Origin of the sequence: Pseudomonas argentinensis (assembly GCF_001839655.2) — a bacterium.
Lineage (GTDB): Bacteria > Pseudomonadota > Gammaproteobacteria > Pseudomonadales > Pseudomonadaceae > Aquipseudomonas > Aquipseudomonas argentinensis_B.
In genome coordinates this window covers 785,565-799,432 of sequence record NZ_CP056087.1, presented here as the reverse complement: position 1 = coordinate 799,432, position 13,868 = coordinate 785,565, and the positions used below count along the sequence as shown (strand labels likewise).

General features: G+C 65.4%; 13 protein-coding genes and 1 pseudogene. 10 read left to right on the top strand and 4 right to left on the bottom strand.

Annotation, left to right across the window (positions count from 1 at the left end; all coding sequences use genetic code 11):
* Positions 1-75 precede the first annotated feature (75 nt).
* Together modB and modC are read left to right on the top strand one after the other, a co-directional pair.
* The gene (modB, locus tag SA190iCDA_RS03690; RefSeq protein ID WP_070885046.1) at positions 76-759 is read left to right on the top strand and encodes a molybdate ABC transporter permease subunit; all 684 of its coding nucleotides are present in this window, start codon (positions 76-78) and stop codon (positions 757-759) included.
* The gene (gene modC, locus SA190iCDA_RS03685) at positions 756-1,850 is read left to right on the top strand and encodes a molybdenum ABC transporter ATP-binding protein (RefSeq protein WP_070885045.1); all 1,095 of its coding nucleotides are present in this window, start codon (positions 756-758) and stop codon (positions 1,848-1,850) included. Before modB ends, modC begins: the two co-directional genes overlap by 4 nt.
* Before the next feature lie 286 nt (positions 1,851-2,136).
* On the opposite strand, the gene SA190iCDA_RS03680 is transcribed toward modC, so the two are convergent.
* Positions 2,137-3,078, bottom strand: a complete 942-nt coding sequence (locus tag SA190iCDA_RS03680; RefSeq protein ID WP_070885044.1) for a sigma-54-dependent transcriptional regulator — start codon at positions 3,076-3,078, stop codon at positions 2,137-2,139.
* Between the two features lie 64 nt (positions 3,079-3,142).
* Positions 3,143-3,725, bottom strand: a pseudogene (locus SA190iCDA_RS03675) (alpha/beta hydrolase).
* A gap of 254 nt (positions 3,726-3,979) precedes the next feature.
* On the opposite strand from SA190iCDA_RS03675, the gene oscA reads away from it, so the two are divergent.
* The 5 genes from oscA (at position 3,980) to SA190iCDA_RS03650 (ending at position 8,254) form a co-directional block, all read left to right on the top strand.
* Positions 3,980-4,162 (top strand): sulfur starvation response protein OscA, encoded by a 183-nt coding sequence (oscA, locus tag SA190iCDA_RS03670; protein ID WP_070885043.1) that lies wholly within the window; start codon positions 3,980-3,982, stop codon positions 4,160-4,162.
* 132 nt (positions 4,163-4,294) lie between these two features.
* Positions 4,295-5,296 carry a sulfate ABC transporter substrate-binding protein gene (locus SA190iCDA_RS03665; protein WP_070885042.1) on the top strand — a complete coding sequence of 334 codons (1,002 nt, stop codon included), beginning with the start codon at positions 4,295-4,297 and terminating at the stop codon, positions 5,294-5,296.
* Between the two features lie 221 nt (positions 5,297-5,517).
* Complete coding sequence (cysT, locus tag SA190iCDA_RS03660; RefSeq protein ID WP_070885041.1) at positions 5,518-6,330, top strand: sulfate ABC transporter permease subunit CysT; 813 nt, start codon at positions 5,518-5,520, stop codon at positions 6,328-6,330.
* Between the two features lie 10 nt (positions 6,331-6,340).
* Positions 6,341-7,201: a sulfate ABC transporter permease subunit CysW gene (gene cysW, locus SA190iCDA_RS03655; RefSeq protein WP_070885040.1), complete on the top strand. Its 861-nt coding sequence runs from the start codon at positions 6,341-6,343 to the stop codon at positions 7,199-7,201.
* Between the two features lie 60 nt (positions 7,202-7,261).
* The gene (locus tag SA190iCDA_RS03650) at positions 7,262-8,254 is read left to right on the top strand and encodes a sulfate/molybdate ABC transporter ATP-binding protein (protein ID WP_070885039.1); all 993 of its coding nucleotides are present in this window, start codon (positions 7,262-7,264) and stop codon (positions 8,252-8,254) included.
* A 458-nt stretch (positions 8,255-8,712) separates the two neighbouring features.
* Here SA190iCDA_RS03650 and SA190iCDA_RS03645 read toward each other — a convergent pair whose 3' ends face one another.
* Entirely contained in the window at positions 8,713-9,234 is a 522-nt protein-coding gene (locus SA190iCDA_RS03645; RefSeq protein ID WP_070885038.1) for a DUF962 domain-containing protein, read from the bottom strand.
* 88 nt (positions 9,235-9,322) lie between these two features.
* Here SA190iCDA_RS03645 and SA190iCDA_RS03640 point away from each other — a divergent pair, with 88 nt between their 5' ends.
* Together SA190iCDA_RS03640 and SA190iCDA_RS03635 are read left to right on the top strand one after the other, a co-directional pair.
* The gene (locus tag SA190iCDA_RS03640; protein ID WP_070885037.1) at positions 9,323-10,000 is read left to right on the top strand and encodes a Crp/Fnr family transcriptional regulator; all 678 of its coding nucleotides are present in this window, start codon (positions 9,323-9,325) and stop codon (positions 9,998-10,000) included.
* A gap of 107 nt (positions 10,001-10,107) precedes the next feature.
* A complete protein-coding gene (locus SA190iCDA_RS03635) occupies positions 10,108-12,060 on the top strand; it encodes a hypothetical protein (protein ID WP_070885036.1) in 1,953 nt (650 codons plus the stop codon).
* Positions 12,061-12,078: 18 nt separating this feature from the next.
* On the opposite strand, the gene SA190iCDA_RS03630 is transcribed toward SA190iCDA_RS03635, so the two are convergent.
* Positions 12,079-12,603, bottom strand: a complete 525-nt coding sequence (locus tag SA190iCDA_RS03630; RefSeq protein WP_070885035.1) for a dihydrofolate reductase — start codon at positions 12,601-12,603, stop codon at positions 12,079-12,081.
* Positions 12,604-12,714: 111 nt separating this feature from the next.
* On the opposite strand from SA190iCDA_RS03630, the gene SA190iCDA_RS03625 reads away from it, so the two are divergent.
* Positions 12,715-13,821: a glycerophosphodiester phosphodiesterase gene (locus SA190iCDA_RS03625; protein WP_070885034.1), complete on the top strand. Its 1,107-nt coding sequence runs from the start codon at positions 12,715-12,717 to the stop codon at positions 13,819-13,821.
* The last annotated feature ends 47 nt before the right edge of the window (positions 13,822-13,868 follow it).

The window sequence follows — 13,868 nt, the reverse complement described above, 5'->3', positions numbered from 1 at the left end:
TACCGGAGCCCAAGTCGGAAGATCAGCAGCCGGCTCCGACGCTCTTCCCCTCTACCACAGCTGAAAGGCCACTGAATGCCCCTGGGCCCCAATGACTTCGCCGCCATTCTCCTTACCCTGGAGCTGGCCACCCTGACCACCGTGCTGTTGCTGCTGGTCGGCACGCCGATCGCCTGGTGGCTGGCGCGTACCGAGTCCTGGCTGAAGCGGCCGATTGGCGCCATCGTCGCCCTGCCCCTGGTGCTGCCGCCGACGGTGATCGGCTTCTACCTGCTGATCAGCATGGGGCCCAGTGGCTTTTTCGGCCAACTGACCCAGGCCCTTGGCCTGGGCACCCTGACCTTTACCTTCGCGGGGCTGCTGATCGGCTCGGTGTTCTATTCCCTGCCGTTCGTGGTGCAGCCGCTGCAGAACACCTTCGAAGCCATCGGCCGCGCGCCGCTGGAGGCTGCCGCCACCTTGCGCGCCGGGCCCTGGGATACCTTCTTCAGCGTGGTGCTACCGCTGGCCAGGCCGGGCTTTCTCACCGCGGCGATCCTCGGCTTCGCCCATACCGTCGGCGAGTTCGGTGTGGTGCTGATGATCGGCGGCAATATTCCCGGCAAGACCCAGGTGGCCTCGGTGCAGATCTACAACCACGTGGAAACCATGGCGTACGCCCAGGCCCACTGGCTGGCCGGCGGCATGGTGGCGTTCTCCTTCCTGGTGCTGCTGGCGCTCTACTCCGGTAACCGGCGCGGCCAGAAGGCGTGGATATGAGCGACAAGCAGCTACAGGCACGCTTCACACTGGCTCACCCGGGCTTCACCCTGCAGGTCGACCTGCACCTGCCCGGTCGCGGCGTCAGCGCCCTGTTCGGTCATTCCGGCTCCGGCAAGACCACCCTGCTGCGCTGCGTCGCCGGCCTGGAACGCGCGGGCAGCGGTTACCTGCGAATCAATGGCGACACCTGGCAGGACAGCGCCAGCGGCATCTGGCTACCGGCCCACCAGCGCCCGGTCGGCTACGTGTTTCAGGATGCCAACCTGTTCCCTCACCTGTCGGTGCGGCGCAACCTCGAGTTCGGTTTCAAGCGCATCGCCAGGGCCGAAAGCCGCGTGCCCTTCGAGCAGGCAGTCGAGCTGCTCGGCATCGAGCACCTGCTCGAGCGCCTGCCGGAGCGGCTGTCCGGTGGCGAGCGCCAGCGCGTCGGCATGGCCCGGGCCCTGCTCACCAGTCCGCGCCTGCTGCTGATGGACGAACCCCTGGCGGCGCTGGACCTCAAGCGCAAGCGCGAGGTGCTGCCCTACCTGGAACGCTTGCACGACGAGCTCGACATTCCGATTCTCTACGTCAGCCACGCCCCGGACGAGGTGGCGCGCCTGGCCGATCACCTGGTGGTGCTCGACGAAGGCCGGGTCACGGCCAGCGGGCCGCTCAAGGAAACCCTGATGCGCAGCGACCTGCCGTTCATCTTCGAGGACGATGCCGAAGCGGTGATCGACGGCCAGGTCGAGCGCCACGACGCCCAGTACGACCTGCTCGACATCCGCCTTCCGGGCAGCAACGCCTGCCTGCGCCTGGCCCACGCGCCATTGCCGGCAGGCCGTCAGGTGCGCATCAAGATCAAGGCGCGGGACATCAGCCTGAGCCTGCAGCAGGCCCGCGACAGCAGCGTGCTCAACCTGCTGCCGGCAAGGGTCGAACGCTGGTTCGACCTGCCCAATGCGGCGCACCGCCTGGTGGAACTGCAGCTGGGCGAACAGCGCATCATCGCGCGCATCACCCGCTACTCCTTCGATCAACTGGCTATCCGCGCTGGACAGCCGCTGTGGGCGCAGGTGAAATCGGTATCGTTGCTGGCGTCGTAAGACGCGTTGTGGCGGCGGCAAACCGAGACCACCGTGGAGCGGGTGGGAACGCCTAGTCCATGCCCGCGAAGCGTTCGCGCGCATGGCGCGCTCCCACAGAATCACCACACGGCTCCATCCGTAGGGTGGGTGGAGCGGCGCCAAGCCAAGTATTGGAATAACCGCGTCCCCGCGCGCCGCGTAACCCAGCAGGCGATAGGCCGAGTTGCGTCGATGGTGGGTTACGGCGCGACGACGACCAGAGGCACGCCCAGCAACCTGACAGGCGCCTCCGCCCACCCTACGCTCACCAACCTGCGAGCCGCTGTTCGGCCCGCAGCAGCAGCTCGCGTAGCGCGGCGAGCTGCCCGGCCTCCCCCTCATCCAGCAGTTGCTCCAGAGCATGCTCGATACGCTTCAGCGGCGCCGCGGCCGGCAGGCTGAGGTGGCGTGCGTCGAGTTCCTCGCCGCTGCAGACCAGCAGGGCAAAATGCACCACGTTCTCCAACTCGCGGGTATTGCCCGGCCAGTCATGCCGCTCCAGCACCTGCTGGGCAGCCAGCGTGATGCTCGGCAGGGGCAGCCGCAAGCGCTGGGCATAGATGCCGAGAAAGTACTCGGCCAGTGGCAGTACATCACCGACCCGCTCGCGCAACGGCGGCAACCCCAGGTGGCCATCACTGAGGTAATGGGCCAGGCGCTCGTCGAACTTGCCGGCCTCGACCGCCCGCCACAGGTCGATGCTGGTGGCCGCGACCAGCCGCACGTCCACCGGGGTCGGCGCCGAGGCCCCGACACGCCAGGCTTCGCCGGTTTCCAGCACGCCCAGCAACTGGGTCTGCAAGGGCAACGGCAGGTCGGCGATCTCGTCCAGATACAGGGTGCCGCCATTGGCCGAACCCAGCCAGCCGGCGCGGCTGCTCGGCGCGCCCTGGTGGGCGCCGGCGGTGTGGCCGAACAGTTCGGCCTCGCCATGGTTGGGGCTCAGGCCGCTGCAGCTGAGCGCCACGAACAGGCCGGGGCGCTCGCTGGAGCGATGGATATGCCGGGCCAGCAACTCCTTGCCGGTGCCGGTTTCGCCCTCGATCAGGATCGGCACCGGCAAGCCGGCAAGGCGCTCGACCTCCTCGCGCAACCGCCGGGTACGCGGATCGATGAAGACCAGCGCCTTGGCACGGATGCTCAGCACGCTCTTGTCCGCGTCGGGAAAAATCAGCAAGGAGGGGTCAGCGGCCGTAGACAGGCTCATAAGGGGTTCTCCATGACGCACAGGCCGCGTGGTGGCAAGGGGCGTGCTGCCGATCAGGCGCGTCTCAGGCACGCAGGCGCAGCTGTTGCTCGATGCGGCCCTGCAGGCGGAACAGGTAGGCGAAGCCTTGATCCCAGCGCTGATGGCCGGACTTCACGTTGATATGCCCGGCACCGCTGAGAATGGCGACTTCGCTGCCCCAGTCGCGGGCAAGTTCGATGGCGCGTGCCGCACTGGCTGCCGAATCGTTGTCCGAGCCCACCAGCTGGCTGGGAAATGGCAGAGTTCGACGGGGAATCGGCGCGAAGTTGCGCAGCGCCTCCGGGCAATTGGCGCGCTGCACATCGGCCGGCGCCACCAGCAGCGCACCCCGAACACGGCGCAGGCCAGCAGGTGAAGCCTTGGGCCGCCCAATGAGCCACGGTGACGCAGCCCAGGCTGTGGGCGATGAGGATCGCCGGGCGCGGGTCGGCAGCGATCTGCTGTTCCAGCGCGGCAACCCAATCTTCACGGCGCGGCGTCAGCCAGTCGCGCTGTTCGACCCGCGCGCCATTGGGCAGGCTGCGCTGCCAATGGCTCTGCCAATGGTCATCGGCCGAGCCCTGCCAGCCCGGCACGATCAGGTAGCGAACCGTTTCACTGCGCATCAGAGCGCCCTCCATATCTGCGTGACCTGCAGTGTAGGAGCGCATCGACCGATCTAAAAAGAATAAGAATTTATTTGCTTATGCTCCGAAAACCAAAATCCAATTGGGCAACCCAATCGATTACATATACTAAAAATGAATATAAATGTTCTTAAACAGTATTTTTAAGAATATTTCAGGTCTCCTAGTATCCGACCCACGCCCCGCCGCCGACAGCCGTCGCATCACGATTCGAGGGCAAGGAGCCTTTAGCCATGACCGCCACGCTTCGCAATCTGGAAGGCCAGGATGACGCCACCATCCTGCGTGAAATCCAAAGCACCCTGAACGGCCTCAAGTTCGGTTCGGTGGAAATCACCGTGCACAACGGCCAGGTGGTGCAGATCGAGCGCAAGGAGAAGTTCCGCCTCCAGCAGCCTGGCAACAAGAACGCCTGAGCGCCTTTCGCCACCCGACTACGGGCCGCCCGCATGAACCGTTACCCGTACTGGCGATGTAACCCGCGAATGCCGGCCTAGAGAGCAGACATCGCATCGCCAGACACGTATTCAGCATTTAGGAGCTTCACCATGTCCATCCGCCGTTTCGCACTCGCTGCACTTGCCAGCGCCCTGGTTGCCGGCCCGGTCTCCGCCCAGACCCTGCTCAACGTGTCCTACGACCCGACCCGTGAGCTGTATGTGGAATTCAACAAGGCCTTCAACAAGCACTGGCAGGAACTGGGCAACGAACCGCTGACCATCCAGCAATCCCATGGCGGTTCGGGCAAGCAGGCCCGTGCGGTGATCGACGGCCTGCAGGCCGATGTGGTGACCCTGGCACTGTCCGGCGACATCGACGCACTGAACCTCAACCAGCCGCTGATCGACAAGGACTGGCAGAAGCGCCTGGCCGACAACAGCACGCCGTACACCTCGACCATCGTGTTCCTGGTGCGCAAGGGCAACCCGAAAGGCATCAAGGACTGGGATGACCTGATCAAGGATGGCGTGGAAATCATCACCCCGAACCCGAAAACCTCCGGTGGCGCCCGTTGGAACTTCCTCGCCGCCTGGGCCTACGCCAAGAAGAAGTACGGCAGCGACGAAAAGGCCCTGGAGTACGTGACCGAGCTGTACCGCCACGCGCCGGTGCTCGACACCGGTGCCCGCGGCGCGACCATCAGCTTCGTGCAGCGTGGCCTGGGCGACGTGCTGCTGGCCTGGGAAAACGAGGCCTACCTGTCGCTGGCCGAAGAAGGCGGCGACGGGCTGGAAATCGTCACCCCGTCGCTGTCCATTCTCGCCGAGCCGCCGGTGGCCGTGGTCGACAGGAACGTCGACCGCAAGGGCACCCGCAAGGCCGCCGAAGCCTACCTGCAGTACCTGTACAGCGAAGAAGGCCAGCGCATCGCCGCGAAGAACTTCTATCGCCCCCGTGATGCCAAGGTGGCGGCCGAGTTCAAGGACCAGTTCCAGGACCTGGAGCTGGTCACCATCGACAAGGACTTCGGTGGCTGGGCCAAGGCGCAACCGAAGTATTTCGATGACGGCGGCGTGTTCGACAAGATCTTCCAGAAGATCAACCAGTAACAGGCAGTTGAAAAACTAGCTGCGTTGCCATCGCAGCGTTAAAAACAGACTCAAAATGCTCATGTACTACTCGTACACTCCGCTTTTTCGCCTGTTTTTGCCTTGCACTGGCTGCCTCGCCTACGTTTTTCAACGGCCTGTACGTTCAGCTGATCGATCTGGCCCGCCATTGCGCGACTCAATGGCGGGCTTTGCCGTGGACCTGAGCAAAAGGACTCCCCATGTCTCGTCGAACTTCCTCGGTCATACCCGGCTTCGGGCTGACTCTGGGCTTCACCCTCACCTACCTGGCGTTGATCGTGCTGATCCCCCTGGGAGCGATGTTCCTGTTCTCCCTGCAGCTCTCCGCTGAACAGTGGTGGGCGCTGCTCAATAATCGCCAGTTGCAGTTCTCCCTGAAGCTGTCGTTCGGCACCGCGCTGGCGGCTGCCCTGCTCAACGGCATTCTCGGCACCATCATCGCCTGGGTGCTGGTGCGCTACACCTTTCCGGGCCGGCGCATCATCGATGCCATGGTCGATATGCCGTTCGCCCTGCCCACCGCCGTGGCCGGTATCGCCCTGACCGCGCTGTACGCGCCCAACGGCCTGATCGGCTCGCTGTTCCCGTTCAAGATCGCCTACACGCCCCTGGGCATCACCCTGGCGCTGGTGTTCGTGACCCTGCCCTTCGTGGTGCGCACCCTGCAGCCGGTGCTGGCCGACATTCCCAAGGAAGTCGAAGAAGCCGCTGCCTGTTTGGGCGCCAAGCCGTTTCAGGTGTTTCGCCATGTGCTGCTGCCCAGCCTGTTGCCGGCCTGGTTGACCGGTTTTGCCCTGGCTTTCGCCCGTGGCGTGGGTGAGTACGGCTCGGTGGTGTTCATCGCCGGCAACATTCCGTTGAAGACCGAGATCCTGCCGCTGCTGATCGTCTCCAAGCTGGACCAGTACGACTACCCGGGCGCCACGGCCATCGGCGTGATCATGCTGGTGGTCTCGTTCATCCTGCTGCTGCTGATCAACATCCTGCAGCGCCGCATCCAGCCGCAACTCTGAGGAGCCCGTCATGAGCCTTGCAACCCTTGGCAAGAACGCGGCCCGCCCGGCGAGCCATTCCCCTGGCGCCATCGCCCTGATCGTCGTGGCCTGGGCGGTATTCGCGGTGATTCTGCTGCTGCCGCTGTATATCGTGCTGAGCCAGGGCCTGAGCCGTGGCCTGGCATTCTTCTGGGAGGCGATCAGCGAGCCGGATGCCATTTCCGCACTCAAGCTGACCCTGCTGGCCACCGCCATCTCGGTGCCGCTCAACCTGGTGTTCGGCGTAGCCGCGGCCTGGGCGGTGACCAAGTTCGAGTTCCGTGGCAAGAGCCTGCTGATCACCCTGATCGACATGCCCTTCTCGGTGTCGCCGGTGGTCGCCGGCCTGATCTACGTGCTGCTGTTTGGCTCGCAGAGTTTTCTCGCCCCCTACCTGCAGGACCACGACCTGCAGATCGTCTACGCGGTACCCGGTATCGTGCTGGCGACCATCTTCGTGACCTTTCCCTTCGTGGCCCGCGAGCTGATCCCGCTGATGGAAGAACAGGGCACCACCGAAGAGGAGGCCGCGCGCCTGCTCGGCGCCAACGGCTGGCAGATGTTCTGGCATGTCACGCTGCCTAACGTAAAATGGGCGCTGGTCTATGGCGTGGTGTTGTGTACCGCGCGGGCGATGGGCGAGTTTGGTGCGGTATCGGTGGTTTCCGGGCACATTCGCGGTTACACCAACACGCTGCCGCTGCATATCGAGATTCTCTACAACGAATACAACATGGTCGCCGCGTTCAGCGTGGCCATCCTGTTGCTGGTCATGGCCCTGATCGTGCTGCTGCTGCGCCAGTGGAGCGAAGCGCGCCTGAGCCGCCAGCTCAAGGCGAACGACGATTGAATCCCTTTCACCGGCGCCGCGCCCTTGCGCGAACCGACCAGACCGAAACAGGTAGACACCATGAGTATCGAAGTCAGCGGTATCAACAAGCACTTTGGCCAGTTCAATGCGCTCAATAACATCAACCTGAACATCCAGAGCGGCGAGCTGGTCGCCCTGCTCGGCCCGTCCGGCTGCGGCAAGACCACCCTGCTGCGCATCATCGCCGGCCTGGAAAACCCGGACAGCGGCAATATCGTGTTCCACGGCGAAGACGTTTCCGAGCACGACGTGCGCGATCGCAAGGTCGGTTTCGTGTTCCAGCACTACGCCCTGTTCCGCCACATGACGGTGTTCGACAACGTCGCCTTTGGCCTGCGCATGAAGCCCAAGGGCGAGCGTCCCAACGAGAACGTGATCAAGAAGAAGGTCCACGACCTGCTCGATCTGGTGCAGCTCGACTGGCTGGCCGACCGTTACCCGGAACAGCTGTCCGGTGGCCAGCGCCAGCGGATCGCCCTGGCCCGCGCCCTGGCGGTGGAACCGAAAGTGCTGCTGCTCGACGAACCCTTCGGCGCCCTCGACGCCAAGGTGCGTAAGGAACTGCGCCGCTGGCTGGCGCGCCTGCACGAAGAAGTGCACCTGACCTCGGTGTTCGTGACCCACGACCAGGAAGAGGCCATGGAAGTGGCCGACCGCATCGTGGTGATGAACAAGGGCGTGGTCGAGCAGATCGGCTCGCCGGCCGAGGTGTACGAGAAGCCGGCCAGCGATTTCGTCTACCACTTCCTCGGCGACGCCAACCGCCTGTACGTCGGCGACGATCACCACGTGCTGTTCCGCCCCCACGAAGTGAGCCTGTCCAGCGAGGCGCTGGACGGTCACCAGCCCGGTGAAGTGCGGGATATCCGCCTGCTTGGCGCCATCACCCGCATCACCCTGAAGGTCGAGGGCCAGGACGAGCTGATCGAAGCCGAAGTCGCCAAGGATCACCTCAGCCTCGACAACCTCGCCCGCGGCACCACCCTGTACTTCAAGCCCAAGGGCGGCAAGCCGCTGAGCACTGGGGCCTGACGGCTCTTTCGAGGTAACCGGTCTGGTCGCCGTACGAGAGTAAGCAAATCCGCGCGCCCTACTTTGTGGGAGCGCGCCATGCGCGCGATTCGCGGGCACGGACTAGGGTCTGTTGACGTTTCACGCACGGCCGCGCCGGAGCCCGTTTTTGCGCGAGGCAAGGCACGAGATGCGAAGTTTGGTGGGCCAAATGAGCCATCGAGTAACGCCGCATCGCGCAAAAACGGGCCCGGCCCTTCGGGTGGGGCCGCCTAGGTTGCGCGAGAAATCTCGCCATGCGTTGTTGGAGGACTTGGCAAGGGAAAACGCGGACGGCTAGTCCATTGCCTGCATCCTCCGCCTAGCGGATCGCCGCCCGGCCTGGCGAGATTTCTCGCGGCAACGCGGCTCGCGTTGAAACGTCAACAGACCCTAGGCATCCCCGCCGCTCCCACAGATAGCCCGCAAACGTTGGCGTCTCAAACCACCCCGCGCTGCCGAATCATCGTCGGCCCGGCCCGCTCCACCACCTGATGCTCGACCTCCTGGCGCAGGCCGAGCAGAAAGGCCGCTTCGGCGACCACGAACAGCGGCCCGATGATCAGACCCGAGAGGTCGTCGACGAACGCCGGCTTGCGGCCTTCGTAGTAATGACCGATGAACTGGATGATCCAGCCGACCACGAACAGCCCCAGGCCCATGCTCAGCCACAGCGCCGTACCGGCTATCGCCAGGCCGGCACTGAACCACAGGCACAAGCCCAGCAAGGCGCCCATCACCATGCCAAAGCGAAGGTCCAGGCGCAAATAGAACAACGTGCTGAGCAGCGCAGCCAGGGTCGCAGGCGACAGCCACAGGCCGCCCAGCAGCAGGCCCGGGCGCGACAGCAGCACGGTGACGGCCAGCACGATCATCGGAATGCCGACGAAGTGGGTGACGATATTGCGCCGGTCGCGGTGGTAGGCCGCGTATTGGGCGAGGTGATCCACCAGGGTTTTCATTGTTGTTATCCTCTCGGGGTGCGTACCGCCTCATCATGGCGCGGCTCGCGCAGCAGCACTGTCAGCTAGCCGACAAAGCGGGATCCTCATGACCGATCTGCACGACACCCTGCTTCAGGGCCAATGGTTCGCCGCGTTGCCGCAGGCCTTGCAGCAGGCGTTGCTGAGCCAGGGCCGAAGGCTGAACCTGGAGGCCGGGCAACGCCTGTTCAACCGGGGCGACGCGCCCAGCGGGCTGTATGCCGTGCTCAGCGGCGCCATGCGCGTCGGCAGCGTGGATGCCGACGGCAAGGAGGCTTTGCTGGTGCTGGTGGAAGCGCCCCACTGGTTCGGGGAAATCGCCCTGTTCGACGGCCAGCCACGCACCCACGACGCCGTTGCCGAAGGCGCCAGCAGCCTGCTGCACGTGCCCCAGGCGGGCCTGCTGAATCTGCTCGATGCCCATCCCGCCTATTGGCGCGACCTCGCCCTGCTGATGGCCCACAAGGTGCGCCTGGCCTTTATCGCGCTCGAGGAGATCAGCCTGCTGCCCGCCGCACAACGCCTGGCGCGGCGCCTGCTGCTGATCGCCGAGGACTATGGCGAAAGCCAGGGCCCGCGACGCATCATCCACCTGTCCCAGGAGCAATTGGCGGCCATGCTGGCGATCTCCCGGCAGACCGCCAATGGCGTGCTCAAGGAGTTGCAGGCCCGCGGCATCGTCAAGCTGACCTACGGCGAGATCGAGATTCTCGATCTGCACGCACTGCGCGAGGCCGCGCACTGACGCATGAAGCTTTTGTGACAGCCGAACCAATGGCCAAGCGCCATGTCCTTATTGATTCTCCGAACCCCAGGCCGGCTGGCTGAGCCAGCGGCCGCGAACCATCCGGGATGCCGTTGCCAGATTCTGACCCCATCGCCCTGCCCAGCGTCCTCGCCGGCCCACTCCTGCGCCGGCTGGAGCCCGATCGCCTGGTACTCTGGCTGGCCGCCAGCCGCCCGCTGCAGCTGACCTTGCGCCTGGCGCCGAGCGACCGGGCCGAATGCGATCACCCACTGGACGAAAACGCCTGCCAACGCCTGGCAGTCGGTGAGCATGCGGTCATCCACCTGATCGACCTGCACCTCGACACGCCCCTGCCCCAGGATGAGATCATCGCCTACGACCTGCTGGTCGACGGCCAGCAGGGCATCGCCGACTGGGCCGCACACCTGCTCTACGACGGCGCGAGGCGACCCACCTTCGTGCTGCGCTCGCGCATCGATCACCTGCTGCATGGCTCCTGCCGCAAGCCACACCATGGCGCCAACGATGGCCTGCTGTGCGCCGATCGGCTGCTGGCGGCGCCCCATGCGCCGGGCGAGCGGCCAGCCCTGCTGATGCACAGTGGTGACCAGGTGTATGTCGACGATGTCGCCGGGCCGATGCTGCGCGCCATCCACCAGTTGATCGAGCGCCTGGGCCTGCATCACGAGAAACTCGAAGGCGCGGTCGTCGAGGACAGCGCCGATCTCTATGACCACCCGGCCAGCTACTACCACCGCGCCGACCTGCTGCCGGCGCTGAAGAGCAACGAAACCCTGCGCGAGCGCTTCTTCGGCGGCAGCGAAAAGCCCATTTTCACCAGCGCCAATGCCGACAACCACCTGGTCACCCTGGCCGAAGTGCTGGCCATGTACCTGTTGGTGTGGTCGCCCACGCCCTGGTTGCTGCTCGACCGCGAAGCGCCCGAGCTGAGCGCCGAGGATGCCCAGCGCTATGACCGCGAGCGCGCCTGCATCGCCGCGTTCGTCGCCAGCCTCGGTGACGTGGCGCGGGTGCTGGCGCACCTGCCGAACCTGATGATCTTCGATGACCACGACATCACCGATGACTGGAACCTGTCGGCCCAGTGGGAGGAGACCGCCTACGGCCATCCCTTTTCCAAGCGCATCATCGGCAACGCGCTGATCGGCTACCTGCTGTGCCAGGGCTGGGGCAACGATCCCGACGCCTTCAGCGAGCCCCTGGCCAATGCCCGGGCACTGTGCGAACGGGCCAGGGGCATTGGCCTGGACAGCCCGGCCCAGGATCGCCTGATCGATGAGCTGATGGGCTTCCAGCGCTGGCATTACGTGCTGCCCAGCAGCCCGGCGCTGCTGGTGCTCGATACCCGCACCCGGCGCTGGCGCAGCGAGCGCAACCTCAGGCGCCCTTCGGGCCTGCTCGACTGGGAAGCGCTCAGCGAATTGCAGCAGAACCTGCTCGACCACCCGAGCGCCATCATCGTTTCGCCGGCACCGATGTTCGGGGTCAAGCTGATCGAGGCCGTGCAGCGGGTATTCAGCTGGGCCGGCCATCCGCTGATGGTCGATGCGGAAAACTGGATGGCCCACCGCGGCGCCGCCAGCGTGATGATGAACATCTTCCGCCACTCGCGCACGCCACGGGACTACGTGGTGCTGTCCGGCGACGTGCACTACTCGTTCTTCTACGAGATCAAGGTACGGCACCGGTCGCGCGGCCCGACCATCTGGCAGATCACCAGCAGCGGCGTGAAGAACGAATTCCCGCGCCGCCTGCTGGACGTCTTCGACCGCCTCAACCGCTGGCTGTACGCGCCCTGGTCGCCGCTCAACTGGCTGACCAAGCGCCGGCGCATGCAGGTCTTCCCGCATATCCCCAAGCACAGCAAATCGGGCGAGCGCCTGTGGAACTCCGCCGGCCTCGGCCAGGTGCTGTTCAATGCCGAAGGCCAGCCCAGCCGCGTTTTCCAGCTCAACGCCGACGGCTCGCCGCGCACCGAATTCATCGATGACCGTGATCAGGTGGCCGAGCCCAGCGAAGCGGCGAAACGCGTTTAACCCCAGGGCGATAGCGGGTTAAAGGCGTGCCCAGGTCTCGAAACAGTGCGCCGGCGCCGACTCGGTGGCCGGCTGTTCGTCGCGCTCGATACGCTGCCACTGCGCCTCGTCGAACGCCGGGAACCAGGCATCGCCTTGCGGCTGCAGCGCCACCCGGGTCAGGTACAGGCGGTCGGCAACGGGCAGCGCCTGCTCGTACAGCTGCGCGCCGCCGATCAGCATCACTTCATCGACGCCCTGCTCCCTGGCCCAGGCCTCGGCGCGCTGGTGGGCTGCCTCGACCGTGGCGAATACTTCGGCGCCTTCGAGCATCAGGCCGACCTGGCGGCTGACCACCAGATTGAGGCGGCCCGGCAACGGCCGGCCCAGGGAATCCCAGGTCTTGCGACCCATGATGATCGGCTTGCCGAGGGTCTTGGCCTTGAAGTGCTTGAGGTCCGCCGGCAGGTGCCAGGGCAGTTGGTTATCGCGGCCGATCACGCGGTTTTCGGCGAGGGCGGCGATCAGGCAGAGGGGGAGTCGAGTGGTCATGGCAACGAGCATAGCAGAGCCCGCCATCGACCCGCATGACTTGCTGCATTGTCATCGTCGCGCCATCTTTGTCGGTGCAGTGTTGGCAAACCATCAGCCAACATCGCTCAGGAGAGATGCCCGATGCCCCTACGCCAGCCCCGCCGGCTACTGCTCAGCGCCCTGCTCGCCCTGCCCTTCACCGCCAGCGCGCAAGAGCCGACAGCCCCCTCTGCCAAACGCGCCGACGCCGGCAAACCGCTGATCATCGCCCACCGCGGCGCCAGCGGCTACCTGCCCGAGCACACCCTCGCCGCCTACGCGGTCGCGGTGCTGCAGGGTGCCGACTATGTCGAGCCCGACCTGGTGATGAGCAAGGACGGCCAGCTGTTCGCCCGCCACGACAACGAGCTGGGCCTGACCACCGACGTGGCCCGGCACCCCGAATTCGCCGACCGCAAACGCAAGGCCAGCATCGACGGCGTCGAGCTCGACGGCTGGTTCAGCGAAGACTTCACCGCCGCCGAACTGAAACGCCTGCGCGCCATCGAGCGGATTCCCGATATTCGCCCGGGCAACACCCGCCTGGATGGCCAGTTCGAGATCCCGACCCTGCAGGAAATCATCGACCTGGTGAAGGCCCTGCAGGTCAGCCAGGGCCGCGAGATCGGCCTGTATATCGAGACCAAGCATCCCCAGCACTTCCAGGACCTGGGCCTGGCCATGGAGAAACCGCTGGTCGAGACCCTGGCCCGCAACGGCTATCGCGACGCAGGGGCGCCGGTGTTTATCCAGTCCTTCGAAGTCAGCAACCTGAAGGCGCTGCGCCAGCTCGGTTCGCTGCGCCTGGTGCAGCTGTACGGCAAGGGCCAGCCCCAGGACCAGGTGGTGCAGGGCAACCCGCTGACCTACGAGCAGATGGCCACGCCCGCCGGGCTCAAGGCGGTCGCCGAATACGCCAACGGCGTCGGCCCGGACAAGGGCTACGTGATCCCGCGCAAGGCCGACGGCAGCCTGGGCGAGCCGACGCGCTTCGTCGCCGACGCCCACGCCGCCGGCCTGGTGGTGCATCCCTATACCTTCCGCGCCGAGAACCAGTTCCTGCCCACTGATCTGCAGCGTGGCAGCGACCCGGCCGCACGCGGCGATATCGACACCGAGCTGCGCGCCTTCCTGGCCACCGGCATCGATGGGCTGTTCATCGATCAGCCGGATATCGCCGTGCGCCTGCGCGACGCCGCCAAACACTAGGGTCTGTTGTCATTCACCACGCAGCGGGTATGCTCCCGGAGACCGAC

Excerpts from the sequence above, each read along its gene's own strand:
- cysW (WP_070885040.1), top strand. The coding sequence starts at position 6,341 with ATGAGCCTTGCAACCCTTGGCAAGAACGCGGCCCGCCCGGCGAGCCAT.
- SA190iCDA_RS03640 (WP_070885037.1), top strand. The coding sequence starts at position 9,323 with ATGACCGATCTGCACGACACCCTGCTTCAGGGCCAATGGTTCGCCGCG.
- SA190iCDA_RS03650 (WP_070885039.1), top strand. The coding sequence starts at position 7,262 with ATGAGTATCGAAGTCAGCGGTATCAACAAGCACTTTGGCCAGTTCAAT.
- oscA (WP_070885043.1), top strand. The coding sequence starts at position 3,980 with ATGACCGCCACGCTTCGCAATCTGGAAGGCCAGGATGACGCCACCATC.
- modB (WP_070885046.1), top strand. The coding sequence starts at position 76 with ATGCCCCTGGGCCCCAATGACTTCGCCGCCATTCTCCTTACCCTGGAG.
- SA190iCDA_RS03630 (WP_070885035.1), bottom strand. The coding sequence starts at position 12,603 with ATGCTCGTTGCCATGACCACTCGACTCCCCCTCTGCCTGATCGCCGCC.
- modC (WP_070885045.1), top strand. The coding sequence starts at position 756 with ATGAGCGACAAGCAGCTACAGGCACGCTTCACACTGGCTCACCCGGGC.
- SA190iCDA_RS03665 (WP_070885042.1), top strand. The coding sequence starts at position 4,295 with ATGTCCATCCGCCGTTTCGCACTCGCTGCACTTGCCAGCGCCCTGGTT.
- SA190iCDA_RS03625 (WP_070885034.1), top strand. The coding sequence starts at position 12,715 with ATGCCCCTACGCCAGCCCCGCCGGCTACTGCTCAGCGCCCTGCTCGCC.
- SA190iCDA_RS03680 (WP_070885044.1), bottom strand. The coding sequence starts at position 3,078 with ATGAGCCTGTCTACGGCCGCTGACCCCTCCTTGCTGATTTTTCCCGAC.
- SA190iCDA_RS03645 (WP_070885038.1), bottom strand. The coding sequence starts at position 9,234 with ATGAAAACCCTGGTGGATCACCTCGCCCAATACGCGGCCTACCACCGC.
- SA190iCDA_RS03635 (WP_070885036.1), top strand. The coding sequence starts at position 10,108 with ATGCCGTTGCCAGATTCTGACCCCATCGCCCTGCCCAGCGTCCTCGCC.
- cysT (WP_070885041.1), top strand. The coding sequence starts at position 5,518 with ATGTCTCGTCGAACTTCCTCGGTCATACCCGGCTTCGGGCTGACTCTG.